Raw genomic sequence first — 16,245 nt, forward strand, 5'->3', positions numbered from 1 at the left:
TTATGGAAATCGCCCTGTTTCAGCCGGATATCGCGGGCAATGTCGGAACGACATTGCGCACCGCCGCCTGTTTCGGCGTACCCGCGCATATCATCGAGCCGTGCGGCTTCCCCTTCTCCGACAGCGCGCTGAAACGTGCGGGAATGGACTATGCCGTAAGGGCAAATGTGCGTCGCCATTCGGACTGGGGCAGCTTCCACCGGTGGAGCGTCGATGCCCAGCAGCGCATCGTGCTGCTGACGACGGCGGGCGCGACACCCCTGCCCGGCTTTGCGTTCGACACGAACGACGTGCTGCTGCTCGGGGCCGAATCCTCGGGCGTACCGCCGCATGTCCATGACGCCGCAGCGGCGCGGGTCGCGATTCCGATGCAGGCGGGCTTTCGCTCCTTGAATGTCGCGGTCGCGGCTGGCATCGCGCTCGCCGAGGCGCTCAGGCAAACGAAAGGCTTTCCGGCATGATCTCGCTCGATCCCCAGCAACAGGCGGCCCGCGACTGGTTCGAATCGCTCCGCGACCGCATCTGCGCAGAATTCGAGAAGATCGAAGCCGAGGCGGGCAGCAACGCGCGCTTCGCCTATACGCCGTGGGACCGCGAGGCCGACGGGCTGTCGCCGGGCGAAGGCGGCGGCGGGGTGCGCGGGGTGATGACGGGCCAGGTATTCGAAAAGGTCGGGGTCAATGTCTCGACCGTCGGGGGGCAGTTCGCCCCCGATTTCGCCGCATCGATTCACGGCGCAGGCGAGGACCCCAGCTTCTTTGCCACCGGGATCAGCCTCGTCGCGCATATGGCGAACCCGCATGTTCCCGCGGTGCATATGAACACGCGCTTCCTCGCCACGACGAAGCGTTGGTTCGGCGGCGGCGCCGACCTCAACCCGCCGATTCCCTACCAGGAGGACACCGACGCCTTTCACGCGCGGCTGCGCGCGGCGTGCGCCCCCTTTGGCCCTGACGTTTACGAACGCTATGCCAAATGGGCCGAGGATTATTTCTATATCCCGCATCGCGGCGTCCATCGCGGCGTCGGCGGCATCTTTTACGATCATCTCGAATGCGGCGACGATGCCGAGTTCGATCGCAATTTCCAGCTCACGCAGGCGGTGGGCGAGGCTTTCCTCGATATCTTCCCGCAGATCGTGCGGCGGCGGATGGGCCTGCCCTTCACCGAAGGCGAGCGCGACGCACAGCTGATCTGGCGCGGGCGCTATGCCGAATTCAACCTGGTCTACGATCGCGGCACGCTGTTTGGGCTTAAGACCGGCGGCAATATCGACGCGATCCTGATGAGCCTGCCCCCGCTCGCAAAGTGGAGCTGAAACAGAAAGGGCGCCCCCGTTTACCGGAGGCGCCCCTTGCTTCGCTAACCGGCGATCAGGCGAAAACGTCACCCGATGCGCGCGGCGCAAGCGCACGATAGATGCCGATCGGCATCGAGAAGGATATCATGATCATCGGCAGGTAAACCGCCGCGGCCATGACGATCATCGTCAGGATCGCGCCGACGACCGAGCCCCCTGCGATGGCGCCGAGGATGCCCCCGAAAATCATGCCCGCGATCAGCGCATAGATGAAGATGCCGATCGTGAAGAGCAGGTAGAAGCCGACGATTGCCCACTGCGACGCCCCGGTCAGCCGCCACGATTCGCCGAGACCTGTCACCGGATTGCGCGTCAGGCGATCGGCCATCACCGGACCGGCTACCGAGAAGCGGGCCTGCACCCACAGCATGAACACGATCACCGCGATATAGAGGATGATCATCAGGAAGATCGCTCCGCCGCCCACGGCGCCTGCGGCCCCCGATTCCAGTGCGGAAGGAGACAAAGCGCCCATCCCGCCCAACGCAGCGCCGAAGATCAGCGTCAGGATGAACATGACGATGAAGACGAGGATATAGGCCGCCACCATCACCACAAACATGCCGAATGCGAAGGCGGGACCTGCCTGGAACGCCCATGCAAAATTGGGTGCTTCGCCGGGATGCAGCCCGCCGCGCCAGATCAGCATCGACACACCATAAAGGATGACCGCCGCAATCAGCGCAAACAGGAAAATCTTGCCGAACGCGCCCATCACCAGCGACGGATCGTTAGGCGCCAGCGCCATCGCCGAAAAAGTCGATCCGAGGAACAGGTAACCGAGCAAGCCAACAACGACCAACGCGCCGCCCACCCACAACAGCATTTGCTGCCAATTCGCCTTCAGAAACGCAAAGGTTTCCGAGAAAGCTGCACCGATACTCATCTTTGTCATGTCACTTCCCCTGCTTATTACCACTCTCTCCCAAGTTTCATTCGAGACGGGCTAAGCCAATGGCTTCACCCTGGTTGCGACACGTTTCTTTTCGTTGATGATCTTTATCATTTGAACACGTCGGACGAAGTCCGAAGCGCGAGCTGGCGATAGGCAGCAGCCGATACGGCGACCGAGACGAGGCTGCCGATCGCGCCGAACGCAGCCTCGACGAAGCCGCCGAGCATACGTCCGAACCCGGGCTCGCTGCCGGCGATCACCGACAGGATGCCGCCGATGATCAGCGCGGCGATGACAATCACCAGCGCCACAAGGAACAGGAAAAAGAAGATCGCCCAGCCGTTGCCCTGCGTGAGCGCCCAGCTCGTCCGGATCGCCTCGAACGGATTGTAGATGCCCCGATCCGCCACCGCTGGTGCGACGAGCGAGAGCCGCCCGATCAGATAGAGGCCGGGGACGATCAACAGGATGAAGCCAAAGCCGATCGCGATGCCGCACAGGATCTGGATCGCGAGCATCGTGGGAAACACCATGAGCGCGAAGGTCAGCGCCTCGCCGACGCTGATTCCGCTACGCGAGAGCCAGAGCCGCAGGATGCCCGCCGTGCCGATGAGCGTGCAGAGCGCGATGACGACTTGTCCGGGGATCATCTGGCGAAAGCTTTCGCGGAAACTTGCCATCACCTGGCTCACATCCGCTCCCGCCGGCGGTTCGATCGGCACCGGGCCGAACCATGCCACCGCAAGCGCGGGAAGGAAGAGGAACACCGCCGCGATCGCACCGATCAACGCGGTGTGCGATTTCAGGAGCTGCAGGGTGTCGTCCCACGCCGCACCCATGTCGAATTTTACCATTGATACCCCGTCATTTTTTCGATTTCCCGGTCGGCGCGAAGGTGACGATGTTCGGCGCTCCTGTCCAGCCCTGTCGACACGCGGCGCGGAGGGCCTTGCGCAAGGCGCCGCAGCGCGCCAGATAGCCGGCGCGATGAACCCGCTTTCTCCGCCCGAATGGACCATCAGTCCCGGCCTGACCGCCTATGATACGGCGCTCGCCGACATGGAGGCGCGCGCGGCCGCAATTTACGCCGGAGACGCAGGCGAGCGCATCTGGCTGCTCGAGCATCCGCCGCTCTATACCGCGGGGACGAGCGCCGACCCCGCCGAACTGCTCGATCCGCGCTTTCCGGTCTACGACGCGGGCCGCGGCGGCCGCTACACCTATCACGGCCCCGGCCAGCGCGTCGGCTATGTCCAGCTCGACCTGACGCGGCGCGGCCGCGACGTGCGCGCCTATGTCTCGGCGCTCGAAGGCTGGGTGATCGACGCGCTCGCGCTGCTCGGGGTCGAGGCGCGGCGCGCCGAGGGCCGCATCGGCATCTGGACCGACGCGCCCGACGGCCGCGAGGCAAAGATCGGCGCGATCGGCGTGCGCGTGAAGCGCTGGGTGACGATGCACGGCTTTTCGCTGAACGTCGCGCCCGATCTCGCGCATTTTGGCGGCATCGTGCCATGCGGAATCGCCGAATTCCCGGTTACCAGCCTCGCCGCATTGGGGCGCTCGGCATCGTTCGCCGAAGTCGACGCCGCGCTGGCGCGGGCGCTTCCCGCCTTTCTCGACAAGCTTTCGCCGAAAGACTAGGAAGCCCGCATGACCCGCACCCTTCTTGCCTCGCTCTCCCTTCTCGCCCTCGCCGCCTGCGGCGGCAGCGACACCACAGGCAAATCGACGACCAAACTCGACGCTGTCGAGGTCCAGCCGGGATCGGTGAGCGATTCGATGATCATCCTCGACGACGCTGTCAGCGACGGCACCGCGGTGGACAACAGCATTCCCGACGACGGCGCCAAGAAAGACGCGGCCAAATCCGACGAAGCGGATGCTGCGGACGCGGCAACGCCGCCAAGCGAAGGGGACAATAATCCTGAGGCGGTCGACATGCCGGTCGCGAAAAAGGCCATCAGCGCCGATTCCGCTGCAAAAAAGAGCGAATAGCTCCTAGCGCAGTCCCAGATTCTTGTGCGTCTGGAGCGACAGGCGCCAGCGCGGATCGTCCATCACCAGATCGATGCACGCCTGCACATTGGCGGTGGCATGCGGATCGTCAAGCGGCTGGACGAGCAGATGCTTGAAATCGAGCGACGCGAGCCGCGCGACATCGCTGCCCGGCTGCGGCCATACCAGTTTCAGCTCGTCGCCGCTCAACTGCACCAGGTCGCTGCCCGCTTTCGGGCTGACGCAGATCCAGTCGATGCTGCGCGGGACCGGAAGGGTGCCGTTGCTTTCGATGGCGATTGTGAAGCCGCGCGCGTGGAGCGCGTCGATCAGCGCGCCGTCGACCTGCAACATCGGTTCACCGCCCGTTAGGACGACATAGCGGTCGTCGCTGCCCTGCCCCCAGCTTTCGGCGATCACATCGGCCAGCGCATCGGCGTGGCGATATTTGCCGCCGAGCGTGCCGTCGGTGCCGACAAAATCGGTGTCGCAGAACTGGCAGATCGCCTTGGCGCGATCCTTTTCGCGCCCCGTCCACAGGTTGCAGCCGGCGAAGCGGCAAAAGACGGCACGCCGCCCCGCCTGCGCGCCCTCGCCCTGCAGGGTGAGGAAAATCTCTTTGACGGCGTAGGCCATCGGCTCAGGCGTAGCGCGTCGGGTCGGCGAGCCCCGCGTCGGCGAAGCCCTTCGACCGCAAGCGGCAGCTGTCGCACGAACCGCAATGCAGACCCTCGGGGGTCGGATCGTAGCACGACCAGCTCATCCCCGCGTCCATCCCCAGCCGCGCTGCCTCGGCAGCAATATCGGCCTTGGTCATATGCTGCAGCGGGGCGTGGATGTGGAAATCGACGCCCTTGTCGCCGTCGCGCGTCGCCAGCGCCGCAAGTTTTTCGAAGCCCTGGATGAATTCGGGACGGCAGTCGGGATAGCCCGAATAGTCGAGCGCGTTGACCCCGATGACAATGTCCTGTGCCTGCCGCGCCTCGGCGAGGCCCAAGGTCAACGAAAGGAAGATCAGGTTGCGCGCGGGCACATAGGTGATCGGAACGTCGCCGCCGCCTTCAACCTCGGGTACGCCGTCCTTCGGCACATCGATATCGGCGGTCAGCGCCGAGCCGCCGAAGCGGCGCAGGTCGAGCGGCAGGACGATATGCTCGGCCGCACCGACATAGTCGGCGATCCGCGCCGCCGATTCCAGCTCGACGCGATGGCGCTGGTTATAATCGACCGTCAGCGCGACGATGCGCGCGCCCGCCTCGCGCGCGAGGCCCGCACAGACCATTGAGTCGAGCCCGCCCGACAGGAGGACGATCACCGTTTTTCCGGAAACTTGCTGCATCGGCGCCAGATAGGCCCGCGTTGCCGGGGGCGCAAGGGCCGCACCGCATCAAAGAAACGGGCCGCGAGGCGATCGCCGCACGGCCCAGTTCGGCATGACAGCCGTTAGGGAGAATGGGCACACATCGGTATGCCGCGCATCCCCTCTAGCGTCCGATGGTAAATATATCGTTTTCTTCAGCAGCCGCCGGTACGCCGCGCTTCGATCGCCTGCGAGAAGGGCTTGCCCTCGGCAATGCCCTGCGTGTCGATCTGGACGAGGCGATTGGTCTCGCTGCGAATGCTCGTGCGCCCGTGGCCCGCGCCGGGGCAGGTGTAATGGACGGTTACCGCGTTCGGCGTGTCTTCGATAACATAGCGCGAACAGCTCGCACGCGGATGATAGACCTGGATCAACTTGCGCGCATCGCCGATGCAGATCGTCTGCAGCACGCCGTCCTTGCCGCGTTCGCGCAGTTGCCAGCTGCCCTTTTCGAGCCGGTCGAGCATCGCCAGCGAAGGTGCTTGCGCCGGAACCGCGCTCGCGCCCGCGAGCGCACAGGCCGCAAGAGACCATCGCAAGAAGGGAGAGAAGATCGCCATTTTACCCTTTTCCACTGGCCGCCCGTGACCGGGCTGAACTGCGACCCCGTTCTCCTTTAGCTAGCAATGGGTCCGCCCGATTTCAACCGCTTGGCGTCAATTCACACCGCTTCGTCGGCGGATGACGGTCAGGAGCCTGCCGAAATTTCGTCGAGCGGGATCGGGAAAATCCGCGAACAGAAGGCGCAGTCGACGACGATATTGCCCGCATCGTCGGCCATCTCCGCGCGTTCGGCCGCGGGGAATTGCGCGAGGACACCGGCGAAATAGCCCGTGCTGCACCGGCAGCCACGCGACACCGCCACGCCCGCCTCGACGCGCACTTCGTCCTCGTGGAACAGTCGCCACGCGAGCGTTTCGAGCGACGTCGCGGGATCGGTGAGTTCCTCGTCCTTGAGCGTCGCGGCGATCGTGCGCGCATGGTCCCATTCGGGATTGTCATGGCGGACGTGGAGCCGGTCGCGACCGACCTCGCCCTCGGGAAGATGCTGGAGCAGCAGGCCGCCCGCGAGGCATCCCGCCTCGGCGTCATGGCGCGCGGCGAGCTTGATCAGGCTCGAAATCTGTTCGGACTGTTCGAAATAATGCTCGGCCGCCTCGCCGATCGAAGCGCCTTCGAGCGGGACGATGCCCTGATAGCGTTCGCCCGTCGTCGCCTGGTCGAAGGTGATCGCGAGGAAGCCTTCGCCGAACAGCGCAAACAAGGTCGGGTCGGACCCGACCTCGGCCAGCCGCTCGGCGTCGAACTTCAGGTAACCGCGCAGCTCGCCTCCGCGATAATCGCAAACGAGCAGTTCGACCGGGCCGCCGCCCGTCTGCGCCTGCAACGTCATCTGCCCGTTCTCGTCCTTCAGCGTCGACCCAAGCAGCACGGTGAGCACGAGCGCTTCGGCGAGCAGCTTTTCGGCAACCGGCGGGTAATTATGCGCCGCGATGATCGTCTTGAGCGTCGGCCCAAGCCGTACGAGGCGCCCGCGCACATGACGCTCGGCGATCGTGAACAGCAAAGGCTGATCGAACCAGGTTTCGATGGTTTCGCTCACTTGTCCGAACTCACAACTTCCCGAGCGCCCATAGCAGAATCGACTTCTGCGCATGAACGCGATTTTCGGCTTCATCCCAGACGCGCGACTGTGGCCCGTCGATCACCGCGTCGACCACTTCGTCGCCGCGATGCGCCGGCAAGCAGTGGAGGAAGATCGCGTCGGACTTCGCACCCGTCATCAGCCGCTCGTCGACCTGATAGGGCGCCATCGCCGCAATCTTGTTGTGGGCATGATCCTGCCCCATCGACACCCAAGTGTCGGTGACGACAAGGTCGGCGCCCGCGACGGCCTCGCGCGCATCGCGCACGACGTCGATACGCGAACCCTGCGCGCGCGCGGCCTCGACGAAGGCCGGGTCGGGGTCATAGCCCTGCGGAACCCCCGCACGGACGTGGAAACCAAACAGCCCTGCCGCCTCGATCAGCGAGGAGAGGACATTGTTGCCGTCGCCGAGCCATGCAAGCTCGAGTCCCGGCAACGCCTTACCGCTTTCGACGATCGTCAGCAGGTCGGCGACGATCTGGCACGGATGCGACAAGTCCGTCAGGCCGTTGATCACGGGAACACTCGCGAATTCGGCGAGTTCCTCGACCTTTGCATGGTCGTCGGTGCGGATCATGATCGCGTCGGCATAGCGCGACAGCACGCGCGACGTATCGGCGATCGTCTCGCCGCGCCCGAGCTGCGTCACGCCCGCGTCCATGATCATCGGCGTACCGCCGAGCTGGCGGATCGCAATGTCGAACGACGCGCGGGTACGCGTCGAATTCTTCTCGAACACCATCGCAAGCACATGGCCCGCCAGCGGGGCGTCGGCGTCGACCCTGCCCTTCGGCCAGCCCGCGCGTGCCGCCTTGCGATCGATCGCGTCGGCGAGCATCGCGGCGACCGCATCCCCGCCCGCATCGGACAGGTTGAGGAAGTGCCGCATCACACTTCAGGCGGCGTATAGCTCGCCGCGCCCGCTGACAGTTTTTCGATGAATTCGGCAATGTGGCTGTCGTCGATGTTCAGCGGCGGCAGCACGCGGACGACATTCTCGCCCGCCGCGACGGTCAGCAGCCCGTGATTGTCGCGCAGGTGCGCGACGAACGCACGGCTGTCCGAATTGAGCTTGAGCCCGAGCATCAGGCCGACGCCGCGCACGCTGTCGAACAGCTGGTCGTGGTTCGGAATAAGCTGCTCAAGCGCGCCGCGCAGCCGCTCACCGGTCGCCTTCACCTGGTCGAGGAAGCCCTCTTCGAGCACGACGTCGAGCACTGCCTGCCCGGCGGCGCAGGCGAGCGGGTTGCCGCCATAGGTCGAGCCATGCGTGCCGATGACCATGCCGCGCGCTGCCTTTTCGGTCGCGAGGCAGGCGCCCATCGGGAAGCCGCCGCCGATACCCTTGGCGCTCGCCATGATGTCGGGGGTGACGCCATAATGTTCATAGGCATAGAGGTGGCCGGTGCGTGCGACGCCGCACTGAACTTCGTCGAACACGAGCATCAGGTCGCGCTTGTCGCAAATGTCGCGCAGCGCCTGAAGGAAGGGCTGCGATGCCGGGCGGATGCCGCCCTCGCCCTGGATCGGCTCGACAAGGAAACCCGCCGTATTGTCGTCGACCAGATCGAGCGCGGCATTGATGTCGTCGAACGGCGCATAGGCGAAGCCCGGCAGCAGCGGGTCGAAGCCCTTGCGCAGCTTTTCCTGGTTGGTCGCCGAGATCGTTCCGAGCGTGCGGCCGTGGAAGGCATTGTTGAAGGTGATCAGCGTGTGCTTTTCGGGATTGCCCGCGCTCGAATGATAGGCGCGCGCGGTCTTGATCGCGCATTCGACCGCCTCGGCGCCCGAATTGGTCAGGAATACCGTGTCGGCGAAGGTGTTGTCGACGAGACGCGCGGCATAGGCCTCGCCCTGCGGGCTCCCGTAGAGGTTCGACACGTGCATCAGCGTCGCGGCCTGCTCCTGGATCGCCTTCGTCAGGTGCGGATGGCCGTGGCCGAGCAGGTTCACCGCAATGCCGCTCGCGAAGTCCAGATAGCGCTCGCCTCGCTCGCCGATCAGATAGGCGCCCTCGCCGCGAACCGGACGCACACCGCACCGGGGGTATACGGGCATCAGCGGCGTGATCGTCATGGCAAGCACCTTTCAGTCAAAAGTAAAAAGGCGACCCTCCTTGCGGGCCGCCCTTGGTCGGGCCGCTCCTATACTGCCGCAGTCCGAGGCGCGTCAACACAGCGCCGCAGCGCGGCTAGAGCGTTTTCGCCGCCTCCATCGTCAGCGCGAGCGAATGTTTGCGCGCATCATGGTCATACATCGACGACGCGATAATTACCTCGTCGACGCCGGTGCGCGCGACGAAGGCCTTCAGCCCCGCAGCGATATCGTCGGCGGTGCCGACCGCCGAGCATTGCAGCACATGGTCGAGGATCGCGCGCGCGTTCGGCGGCAGGCTGTCCTTGTAGCCCGCCAGCGGCGGCTGCATCTTGCCGGGATTGCCCGTGCGCAGCGCCACAAACGCCTGTTGCTGCGATGAGGCGAGAAGCTCGGCCTCCTCGCGGCTGTCGGCGGCAAAAGCATTGAACGCTGCGGCGGCATAGGGCTCGGCGAGCTGCGCCGACGGCTTGAATTGACGGCGATAGATGTCGAGCGCCTCGTCGAGCGCATCGGGCGCGAAATGGCTCGCGAACGCGTAGGGTAGCCCGAGCATCGCCGCGAGTTGCGCGCCAAAGGTGCTCGAGCCGAGAATCCACAGCGGGATATGCGTGCCCGCACCCGGGACCGCGGTGATGCCGAGTTGTTCATCGCCGGCGAGGAAGGCCTGCAATTCGAGCACATCCTGCGGGAACTGGCGCTCGTCGCTCGCAAGCGTCCGGCGCAAGGCGCGCGCGACGCGCTGGTCCGATCCGGGGGCGCGGCCCAGACCGAGATCGACACGGCCGGGGAACAAAGCTTCGAGCGTTCCGAACTGCTCGGCGATCACCATTGGGGCATGGTTGGGCAGCATGATACCCGCCGATCCGATGCGAATATTCTGCGTCGCGTGCCCGATATGCGCGAGGACCACCGACGTCGCGGCGCTGGCGATCCCCGCCATGCCGTGGTGCTCGGCGACCCAATAACGGGCATAGCCGAGCGCTTCGGCGTGACGGGCCAGATCGGCTGCGTTGGCGAGCGACTGCGCGATCGTGCCGGTATCGGTGACGGGCACGAGGTCGAGGAAAGAGAGTTTCGTCATGAAACCGATATGCGGTCGAGGCGCTTCGGGTTCAACCTTACCCTTCGCAAGGAGGTTGAAGAAAAACTACGCCCGCTCGTCCTTCGGCGAATCCATCAGCACATAGGTCGTGATCGAATGGACCTGCGGCAGCACGCCCAGCACCTCGGTATGGAAATGCTTGTACGCCGCCAGATCCTCGGTCTCGACGCGCAGCAGATATTCGATCGTGCCGGTGATATTGTGACATTCGCGTACTTCGGGCGCACCCGCCATCGCCGCTTCGAAATCGACCTGCGACTTTTTCGTGTGCGACGACAGGCCAACGGTCACATAGGCGAGGAAGGTCAACCCGAGCTTCGCCGGGTCGATCACCGCACGATAACCCTTGATCACCCCGCCGCGCTCGAGCTCCTGCACGCGGCGCAAGCAGGCGGAGGGCGACAACCCGACGCGCTCAGCCAGTTCAAGGTTCGAGATTCGCCCGTCCGTCGAAAGTTCATGCAATATTTTGCGGCCAATGGCGTCAATTTTGATCATAGATTGCATAAACTATCCGATCTCAGGCCATCTTTGCAATCCATCGAGGAAGAAACGAATTATGTTGCGCGCATGAACCAGACCACGCTTCTCGCGCTCTCCGCCTTTGCGCTCGTTTCGTCGATCACGCCGGGGCCTAACAATATGATGCTGATGGCATCGGGGGCCAATTTCGGGCTGCGCCGGACAGTGCCGCACGCCTTGGGCGTGGGTATCGGCTTCACGCTGATGATCGTCCTCGTCGGCGTCGGTTTGATGGGCCTGTTCGACCTTTTCCCGATCCTGAATACCGTGCTCAAGGTGGTGAGCGTCGTCTACCTGCTCTGGCTCGCGTGGAAAATCGCCAATGCCGCCGCGCCCGACACCGAGGCCAGCGCGCGCGGCAGGCCGATGACCTTCTTTCAGGCAGTACTGTTCCAGTGGGTCAATCCCAAGGCCTGGTCGATGGCGCTGACCGCGATCGCGCTTTACGCGCCTGACCGCAATCTGGGCGCGGTGTTACTCGTCGCCGTGGTGTTCGGGATCATCAACCTGCCCTCGACGAGCCTTTGGGCGGTGATGGGGCAGGTTCTGCGCGGCTGGCTATCGAGCCCGGCACGGCTCAAGGCGTTCAACTGGACGATGGCGGCACTGCTCGTCGGCTCGCTCGCGCTTCTCATCTGATCCGATTGCAAGGTTGCGGTTCGCAACCTATGCACAGCGCTCCCTATTCTGACCGGAGAACAGAGCCATGCAAAGCCGCCGCCTCGGACGAAGCGCCATCCATGTGTCCGACATCTGCATGGGGACGATGACCTTCGGCAGCCAGACCGACGAGGCAACGGCGTTCCGCGTCCTCGACCGCTGCTTCGATACGGGGATCAATTTCTACGACACCGCGGAAGGCTATCCGGTGCCGCCCGATGTCAAATGGGTCGGGCGCACCGAAGAGATCGTCGGGCGCTGGATGAAGACCAAGCCGCGCGCCGCGATCATCCTTGCGACCAAGGTGTCGGGGCCGAGCCACGTCTGGTTCAAGTCGCCGTGCCGGAATGGCATGACCGCGCTCGACCGCAAGAATATCATGCAGGCCGTCGACGACAGCCTGACGCGGCTCCAGACCGACTATATCGACCTCTACCAGACGCACTGGCCCGATCATGACGCGCCCTATGACGAGATGATGGACGCGCTCGACGAGCTTGTCCGCGCCGGCAAGGTCCGCATCCTTGGCTGCTCGAACGAAACGAGCTGGGGGCTGATGAAGTCGATCGCGGCGTCGGAACGGCTTGGCGGCGCGCGCTATCATACGATCCAGAATAATTTCAGCCTCAACAACCGCCGCTTCGAGGACGAACTCGCGCAGGTGTGCCGGCAAGAGGGCGTGAGCCTGATCCCCTATTCGCCGCTCGCCGGCGGGGTGCTCTCGGGCAAATATCAGGGCGGCGCGACGCCCGAGGGCGCTCGTTTCTCACGTTATCTGAAGATGGAGGGCCGACAGGCTGCGATGGGGCGGCGCTTCGTCAACGACAAGAGCCTTGCCGCGACCGAGCGCTATCTGAAGATTGCGGAAGAAGCCGGGCTACACCCGGTGACGATGGCGACGGCCTGGTCGAAGCAGCATGACTTCGTCGCCTCGACGATCGTCGGCGTGAGCGCTTATGATCAGGTCGACCCGATCCTCGACGCGATGGAGCTGGTGCTGCCCGACGATCTGATGAAGGCGCTGCACAAGGTCAGCAAGGATATCCTCTACCCCATGGGCTGAGTGGACGGCCACTCGAAGGTCAACGCGTCGCCGACGGGCAGCGCACGCCACGCTTTCGACAGCCGCTCGAAATCCTCGAACACCCGCGGCCGCGCGGCATCGATCCGCGCGCGTTCGTCGGCACTGAGCGAGGCGCGGGTCCGTTCGGCCTCGCCGATCGCCGCGCGCTGCGCCGCGCTGTCGGGGCGCTGGCCGCTCCACCACGCGATATCGAACAGGAAGGCGGCGAGTTCGGACAATTCGCCTTCGCGGCCCTGATTCTTGATCAGCTTCATGCCCTTCGCGATCTGCTTGCGCGCCGCGCGCTGGCGCTCCTTCGCGGACAGGGCACCGCCCGCCTCGACATGGAACGATCCCGCGTCGCCGCCCGCCGCGATCTGCCCGAACACGCCGGTCCCGATCCCCAGCACCGCCTCGACGACGAAATGCACCATGTCGTGCGGCAAGTCGGGATCGAAACCCGGCGCCGGGTCCATCACCAGCACCGGTGCATCGGCACGCTCGATCCGCATGCCATAGCGTCGCTCGCCCGACCGGATGAAATGGACTTTCATGGGGCCGGTCTATAGGCTCTCGGCAACCTGTTCAAAAAGGATTTGCGATGTTCCCTGCCCGCCGCGCGTTTTTCGCCCTCGCCGCTTTCACCGCCCTCGTCGGCACCGCGCACGCCGCGAACCCGGTGATGTTCCGCGACGCCGGGTGCGGCTGCTGCCTCAAATGGCTCGAGCAGGTGAAGGCCTCGTTCGGGCAGAAGGCGGTCGTGGTCAATTCGCCCGACATGAACGCGGTCAAGGACAAGCAGGGTGTGCCAGAGGCGCTGCGCAGCTGCCACACCGTGCTCGTCGGCGGCTATGTGATCGAAGGGCATGTGCCCGCCAAGGAGATTGCCCGGCTGCTCCGCGAAAAACCGAAGGGCGTGAAGGGACTCGCGGTCGGCGGTATGCCGATGGGATCGCCCGGGATGGAGCATGGCGACCACCGCGAGGCGTATAAGGTCATGACCTTCGGTCCCGCCGGCCAGCGCGTCTATGCCAGCTATGCCGCAAGCGGCGGCGCGCACGCGCACTGAGGCAGCGAAGCTAGTCGCCGCCCCCGCCGTCGCCGCCACCCCCGTAATCGCCTCCCCCCATATCGCCGCCGTCCGACGCGTCGTAATCGGCCCCGCCGCCGCGGCCTGAGCTCCTCCTTCGGCCGCGATAGAGACGAAGGCTGACGATGCCCAGGAAGAGCGCCCCGACGACACCGAGAACGATCAGATTGCCGTCCAACGCCTAACCTCCCCGCGTCAGGCCAGCTCAGCCTTGAACAGCGCGAGCATTCGCGCCCACGCCTTTTCCGCCGCGGCCTCGTTATAGGCGCGGCCGTCGGGCGGGCACCAGCCGTGCATCGCGCCTTCATACACCTCGACCTCGTGCCATTGTTTGCGCGGTTCGAGCACGGCCTTCAGCAAGACCTTCTCGTTCGGCGTTTCCTTGTCGTCGTTGTCCGCGATCGCAAAGAGATAACCCGCGTTGGTTCCCGGGATCAGCAGATGCGGGCTGTCGGGCTTGTCGGTGCCGACCCCGCCGCCATGGAAGCTCGCCGCCGCGCCGACACGGTCGGGTTTCAGCGCCGCGGTGTAGATCGTCATCGCACCGCCCATGCAATATCCCGTCGTGCCGATCCGGCGCTTGCGATCGACCTCCTTCTGCGCGTCGAGGAAGGCGAGATGCGCCTTGGCGTCGGTCTCGACGATCGGACGCGTAAGCTGCTTCAGGTAGCCGAACAGTTTCTGGCGGACCGCCTCGTTGCTCCAGTCGTTCGCGGCGTCGACGACGGGCGACTTCTGCCAGCGGTAGAAGGGGTTCACCGTCAGCACCGCATACCCCTCGCCCGCCAGCCGGTCAGCCATCTGGCGGAAGGCGGGCCGGAGTCCGCGAATGTCGGGCCATACGAGCACGGCGGGATGCTTGCCCGTCGCCGGCGCGACGAAATAGGCGTCGCAAATGCCGTCGGCGGTCTTGATCGTGACGTCGCGGCCCTTCACCGGCTTGCCCGCCAAGGCACGCGCCGGAAGCGCAGCCATCAGCGCACCGGTCCCGGCAAGCGCCGCAAAACTGCGCCGCGCGACGGGCATTCCGGCGCGGTCGAGGTCGGCTTCGGTGTTGTCGGTGCACATCGTTTCTCTCCTTGGGGGCGGCTCCGGAAAGTCGCGGAAAACTGCGCAACTTCACTCGCAATTTCATGTTTCGTCCCGCGATCGGGATCGAACGGAGCGCGAAGCTAATCCAGCATGACATGATAGGACAGCGGTTTTTCGCGCGGGGCCAGCCACCGCTTCGCCGGGTCAGGCGAAAGCCGCGACCTCGTCGAACGCCATCGCGACATGGTGCACCCCCGCGCGGCGCAACATCTCGCCATGGCCTGCGCGGTCGACGATATGCCCCGCGCCGCAAAAGCCGACGACGGTCATCCCCGCGGCGAGCGCGGCACGCGCCCCGATGGGCGAATCCTCGATCGCGAGGCACTCCGCCGGATCGACGCCCAGCCCCTTCGCGGCGGCGAGATAGATGTCGGGAAAGGGCTTGCCGCGGTCCCAGCCGTCGGCGCTGTAGACATGCGCGCCGAAATGATGCGCCAGGCCGAAGCGGCCGAGCGACATCGCGATATAGTCGGGACTGCTCGAAGAAGCGATCGCCCGCGGCCGCACATCGAGGTTGTCGAGGAAGGCCGGCGCGCCCGGTACCGGCGCGAAGCCCTCGGCGAAGCGCTCGCGCGCCCGCGCGCGGTGCTGCTCGCGAAAATCGGAGGGCAGCGGGCGCCCGAAGCGCGCAACGATACGCCGCTCGGTCTCCTGCCAATTATGCCCGCAATAATCGCGCAGGCAGTCCTCGTAAGTCGTCGGCAGCCCGATCGCGGTCAGACTCTCGGCTAGCGTCCGGTTCGCGCACACCTCGCTGTCGGCGATCACGCCGTCGAAGTCGAAGATGATGGCGGCGGGGGACATGTTTGGGCTATTCCCGAAGCAGCAATTTGGCAACGACCGACGAGATCTGGTTCTCGTAGCCCGCCTGGGCGAGCTCCTCCATTTGGGTTCTCAACCAGCTCTTATCAAGCAGCTCCCACCCGCGCACGTTAAAGTGATCCTTCAATATGGCATGGTCCCTTGCAGACGACAGCTTTCCGCAAGCAAGCCCCAGCGTCACGACAGGATTCGGACGGCAAGCCCCCGTTTCTTCCATCTGCTTTGCCAGCCGGCTGAATATCACGCTCCGGAGCGCGTCATCGGTGAACAGCTTGTAACTTCCGGCAAATTTCGAAGCGGGATCGATTATACTCTTCGCGCCGACACCTCGGCTGTCGAGATAGCTTTTGCATTCAATAATCCTGAGAAGATTGTCGCGCGCGGAATACGCAACGATATCAAGCTCCCAACGGGGTGCGGTGGGGCGGCCGATCGCAACCTTTTCTTCCTTGGTCAGATTCACTTTTACCGAGGTACGAACCCAATATCCCTCCTGCCAAAGCAATTCGCTGACGAGGGTTTCAAATGCATCCATGCTC

22 protein-coding genes are annotated in these 16,245 nt (G+C 64.7%); 7 read left to right on the forward strand and 15 right to left on the reverse strand.

The features are described 5' to 3' along the window. The first annotated feature begins 2 nt into the window (after positions 1 to 2). Entirely contained in the window at positions 3 to 461 is a 459-nt protein-coding gene (locus VGN62_RS12210; RefSeq protein WP_327454193.1) for a tRNA (cytidine(34)-2'-O)-methyltransferase, read from the forward strand. Continuing rightward, positions 458 to 1,318, forward strand: coding sequence for an oxygen-dependent coproporphyrinogen oxidase (gene hemF, locus VGN62_RS12215; RefSeq protein ID WP_327454195.1), 861 nt, complete (start codon positions 458 to 460; stop codon positions 1,316 to 1,318). The genes VGN62_RS12210 and hemF overlap by 4 nt, the downstream gene beginning before the upstream one ends. 55 nt (positions 1,319 to 1,373) lie before the next feature. Here the strand turns inward: hemF and VGN62_RS12220 are convergent, their stop codons facing one another. Both VGN62_RS12220 and VGN62_RS12225 read right to left on the reverse strand, forming a co-directional pair. Next, positions 1,374 to 2,255, reverse strand: coding sequence for a hypothetical protein (locus VGN62_RS12220; protein ID WP_327454197.1), 882 nt, complete (start codon positions 2,253 to 2,255; stop codon positions 1,374 to 1,376). A gap of 107 nt (positions 2,256 to 2,362) precedes the next feature. Further along, positions 2,363 to 3,109 carry a hypothetical protein gene (locus VGN62_RS12225; RefSeq protein WP_327454199.1) on the reverse strand — a complete coding sequence of 249 codons (747 nt, stop codon included), beginning with the start codon at positions 3,107 to 3,109 and terminating at the stop codon, positions 2,363 to 2,365. Positions 3,110 to 3,242: 133 nt separating this feature from the next. On the opposite strand from VGN62_RS12225, the gene lipB reads away from it, so the two are divergent. Next, the gene (gene lipB, locus VGN62_RS12230) at positions 3,243 to 3,896 is read left to right on the forward strand and encodes a lipoyl(octanoyl) transferase LipB (RefSeq protein WP_327454201.1); all 654 of its coding nucleotides are present in this window, start codon (positions 3,243 to 3,245) and stop codon (positions 3,894 to 3,896) included. A gap of 9 nt (positions 3,897 to 3,905) precedes the next feature. Beyond that, complete coding sequence (locus VGN62_RS12235) at positions 3,906 to 4,250, forward strand: hypothetical protein (RefSeq protein WP_327454203.1); 345 nt, start codon at positions 3,906 to 3,908, stop codon at positions 4,248 to 4,250. 3 nt (positions 4,251 to 4,253) lie between these two features. On the opposite strand, the gene queE is transcribed toward VGN62_RS12235, so the two are convergent. The 8 genes from queE to VGN62_RS12275 all read right to left on the reverse strand — a co-directional run bounded on the left by queE (position 4,254) and on the right by VGN62_RS12275 (position 10,964). Continuing rightward, positions 4,254 to 4,886, reverse strand: a complete 633-nt coding sequence (queE, locus tag VGN62_RS12240) for a 7-carboxy-7-deazaguanine synthase (protein WP_327454205.1) — start codon at positions 4,884 to 4,886, stop codon at positions 4,254 to 4,256. 4 nt (positions 4,887 to 4,890) lie between these two features. Beyond that, a complete protein-coding gene (gene queC, locus VGN62_RS12245) occupies positions 4,891 to 5,589 on the reverse strand; it encodes a 7-cyano-7-deazaguanine synthase QueC (RefSeq protein WP_327454207.1) in 699 nt (232 codons plus the stop codon). 176 nt (positions 5,590 to 5,765) lie between these two features. Next, positions 5,766 to 6,170, reverse strand: coding sequence for a hypothetical protein (locus VGN62_RS12250; protein ID WP_327454209.1), 405 nt, complete (start codon positions 6,168 to 6,170; stop codon positions 5,766 to 5,768). Between the two features lie 128 nt (positions 6,171 to 6,298). Further along, a complete protein-coding gene (locus VGN62_RS12255; RefSeq protein ID WP_327454211.1) occupies positions 6,299 to 7,213 on the reverse strand; it encodes an Hsp33 family molecular chaperone HslO in 915 nt (304 codons plus the stop codon). Between the two features lie 10 nt (positions 7,214 to 7,223). Next, entirely contained in the window at positions 7,224 to 8,150 is a 927-nt protein-coding gene (gene argF, locus VGN62_RS12260) for an ornithine carbamoyltransferase (RefSeq protein ID WP_327454213.1), read from the reverse strand. Continuing rightward, positions 8,147 to 9,334 (reverse strand): aspartate aminotransferase family protein, encoded by a 1,188-nt coding sequence (locus VGN62_RS12265; RefSeq protein ID WP_327454216.1) that lies wholly within the window; start codon positions 9,332 to 9,334, stop codon positions 8,147 to 8,149. The genes argF and VGN62_RS12265 overlap by 4 nt, the downstream gene beginning before the upstream one ends. A 115-nt stretch (positions 9,335 to 9,449) precedes the next feature. Further along, complete coding sequence (locus tag VGN62_RS12270) at positions 9,450 to 10,436, reverse strand: LLM class flavin-dependent oxidoreductase (RefSeq protein WP_327454218.1); 987 nt, start codon at positions 10,434 to 10,436, stop codon at positions 9,450 to 9,452. 66 nt (positions 10,437 to 10,502) lie between these two features. Then, on the reverse strand, positions 10,503 to 10,964 hold the full coding sequence (locus VGN62_RS12275; RefSeq protein ID WP_327454220.1) for an Lrp/AsnC family transcriptional regulator: 462 nt from the start codon (positions 10,962 to 10,964) through the stop codon (positions 10,503 to 10,505). A 63-nt stretch (positions 10,965 to 11,027) separates the two neighbouring features. Here VGN62_RS12275 and VGN62_RS12280 point away from each other — a divergent pair, with 63 nt between their 5' ends. Further along, positions 11,028 to 11,618 (forward strand): LysE family translocator, encoded by a 591-nt coding sequence (locus VGN62_RS12280; RefSeq protein ID WP_327454222.1) that lies wholly within the window; start codon positions 11,028 to 11,030, stop codon positions 11,616 to 11,618. Positions 11,619 to 11,685: 67 nt separating this feature from the next. After that, on the forward strand, positions 11,686 to 12,702 hold the full coding sequence (locus tag VGN62_RS12285) for an aldo/keto reductase (RefSeq protein ID WP_327454224.1): 1,017 nt from the start codon (positions 11,686 to 11,688) through the stop codon (positions 12,700 to 12,702). Here the strand turns inward: VGN62_RS12285 and VGN62_RS12290 are convergent. Next, complete coding sequence (locus VGN62_RS12290) at positions 12,687 to 13,256, reverse strand: hypothetical protein (RefSeq protein ID WP_327454226.1); 570 nt, start codon at positions 13,254 to 13,256, stop codon at positions 12,687 to 12,689. The genes VGN62_RS12285 and VGN62_RS12290 overlap by 16 nt on opposite strands. Positions 13,257 to 13,303: 47 nt before the next feature. Here VGN62_RS12290 and VGN62_RS12295 point away from each other — a divergent pair, with 47 nt between their 5' ends. Continuing rightward, positions 13,304 to 13,771, forward strand: a complete 468-nt coding sequence (locus VGN62_RS12295) for a DUF411 domain-containing protein (RefSeq protein WP_327454228.1) — start codon at positions 13,304 to 13,306, stop codon at positions 13,769 to 13,771. A 10-nt stretch (positions 13,772 to 13,781) separates the two neighbouring features. On the opposite strand, the gene VGN62_RS12300 is transcribed toward VGN62_RS12295, so the two are convergent. From VGN62_RS12300 to VGN62_RS12315, 4 genes are all read right to left on the reverse strand, one after another. Next, a complete protein-coding gene (locus tag VGN62_RS12300; protein ID WP_327454230.1) occupies positions 13,782 to 13,970 on the reverse strand; it encodes a hypothetical protein in 189 nt (62 codons plus the stop codon). A gap of 17 nt (positions 13,971 to 13,987) precedes the next feature. After that, entirely contained in the window at positions 13,988 to 14,860 is an 873-nt protein-coding gene (locus tag VGN62_RS12305) for a dienelactone hydrolase family protein (RefSeq protein ID WP_327454232.1), read from the reverse strand. 168 nt (positions 14,861 to 15,028) lie between these two features. Continuing rightward, complete coding sequence (locus tag VGN62_RS12310) at positions 15,029 to 15,688, reverse strand: HAD family phosphatase (RefSeq protein WP_327454234.1); 660 nt, start codon at positions 15,686 to 15,688, stop codon at positions 15,029 to 15,031. 7 nt (positions 15,689 to 15,695) lie between these two features. After that, positions 15,696 to 16,241: a hypothetical protein gene (locus tag VGN62_RS12315; RefSeq protein ID WP_327454236.1), complete on the reverse strand. Its 546-nt coding sequence runs from the start codon at positions 16,239 to 16,241 to the stop codon at positions 15,696 to 15,698. Between the last annotated feature and the right edge of the window lie 4 nt (positions 16,242 to 16,245).

The organism is Sphingopyxis sp. (assembly GCF_035998905.1).
Lineage (GTDB): Bacteria > Pseudomonadota > Alphaproteobacteria > Sphingomonadales > Sphingomonadaceae > Sphingopyxis.

Bases quoted from the DNA above. Each gene is read 5' to 3' on its own strand.
- VGN62_RS12210 (WP_327454193.1), top strand. From the start codon at position 3: ATGGAAATCGCCCTGTTTCAGCCGGATATCGCGGGCAATGTCGGAACG.
- hemF (WP_327454195.1), top strand. From the start codon at position 458: ATGATCTCGCTCGATCCCCAGCAACAGGCGGCCCGCGACTGGTTCGAA.
- VGN62_RS12220 (WP_327454197.1), bottom strand. From the start codon at position 2,255: ATGACAAAGATGAGTATCGGTGCAGCTTTCTCGGAAACCTTTGCGTTT.
- VGN62_RS12225 (WP_327454199.1), bottom strand. From the start codon at position 3,109: ATGGTAAAATTCGACATGGGTGCGGCGTGGGACGACACCCTGCAGCTC.
- lipB (WP_327454201.1), top strand. From the start codon at position 3,243: ATGAACCCGCTTTCTCCGCCCGAATGGACCATCAGTCCCGGCCTGACC.
- VGN62_RS12235 (WP_327454203.1), top strand. From the start codon at position 3,906: ATGACCCGCACCCTTCTTGCCTCGCTCTCCCTTCTCGCCCTCGCCGCC.
- queE (WP_327454205.1), bottom strand. From the start codon at position 4,886: ATGGCCTACGCCGTCAAAGAGATTTTCCTCACCCTGCAGGGCGAGGGC.
- queC (WP_327454207.1), bottom strand. From the start codon at position 5,589: ATGCAGCAAGTTTCCGGAAAAACGGTGATCGTCCTCCTGTCGGGCGGG.
- VGN62_RS12250 (WP_327454209.1), bottom strand. From the start codon at position 6,170: ATGGCGATCTTCTCTCCCTTCTTGCGATGGTCTCTTGCGGCCTGTGCG.
- VGN62_RS12265 (WP_327454216.1), bottom strand. From the start codon at position 9,334: ATGACGATCACGCCGCTGATGCCCGTATACCCCCGGTGCGGTGTGCGT.
- VGN62_RS12270 (WP_327454218.1), bottom strand. From the start codon at position 10,436: ATGACGAAACTCTCTTTCCTCGACCTCGTGCCCGTCACCGATACCGGC.
- VGN62_RS12275 (WP_327454220.1), bottom strand. From the start codon at position 10,964: ATGCAATCTATGATCAAAATTGACGCCATTGGCCGCAAAATATTGCAT.
- VGN62_RS12280 (WP_327454222.1), top strand. From the start codon at position 11,028: ATGAACCAGACCACGCTTCTCGCGCTCTCCGCCTTTGCGCTCGTTTCG.
- VGN62_RS12285 (WP_327454224.1), top strand. From the start codon at position 11,686: ATGCAAAGCCGCCGCCTCGGACGAAGCGCCATCCATGTGTCCGACATC.
- VGN62_RS12290 (WP_327454226.1), bottom strand. From the start codon at position 13,256: ATGAAAGTCCATTTCATCCGGTCGGGCGAGCGACGCTATGGCATGCGG.
- VGN62_RS12295 (WP_327454228.1), top strand. From the start codon at position 13,304: ATGTTCCCTGCCCGCCGCGCGTTTTTCGCCCTCGCCGCTTTCACCGCC.
- VGN62_RS12305 (WP_327454232.1), bottom strand. From the start codon at position 14,860: ATGTGCACCGACAACACCGAAGCCGACCTCGACCGCGCCGGAATGCCC.
- VGN62_RS12310 (WP_327454234.1), bottom strand. From the start codon at position 15,688: ATGTCCCCCGCCGCCATCATCTTCGACTTCGACGGCGTGATCGCCGAC.
- VGN62_RS12315 (WP_327454236.1), bottom strand. From the start codon at position 16,241: ATGGATGCATTTGAAACCCTCGTCAGCGAATTGCTTTGGCAGGAGGGA.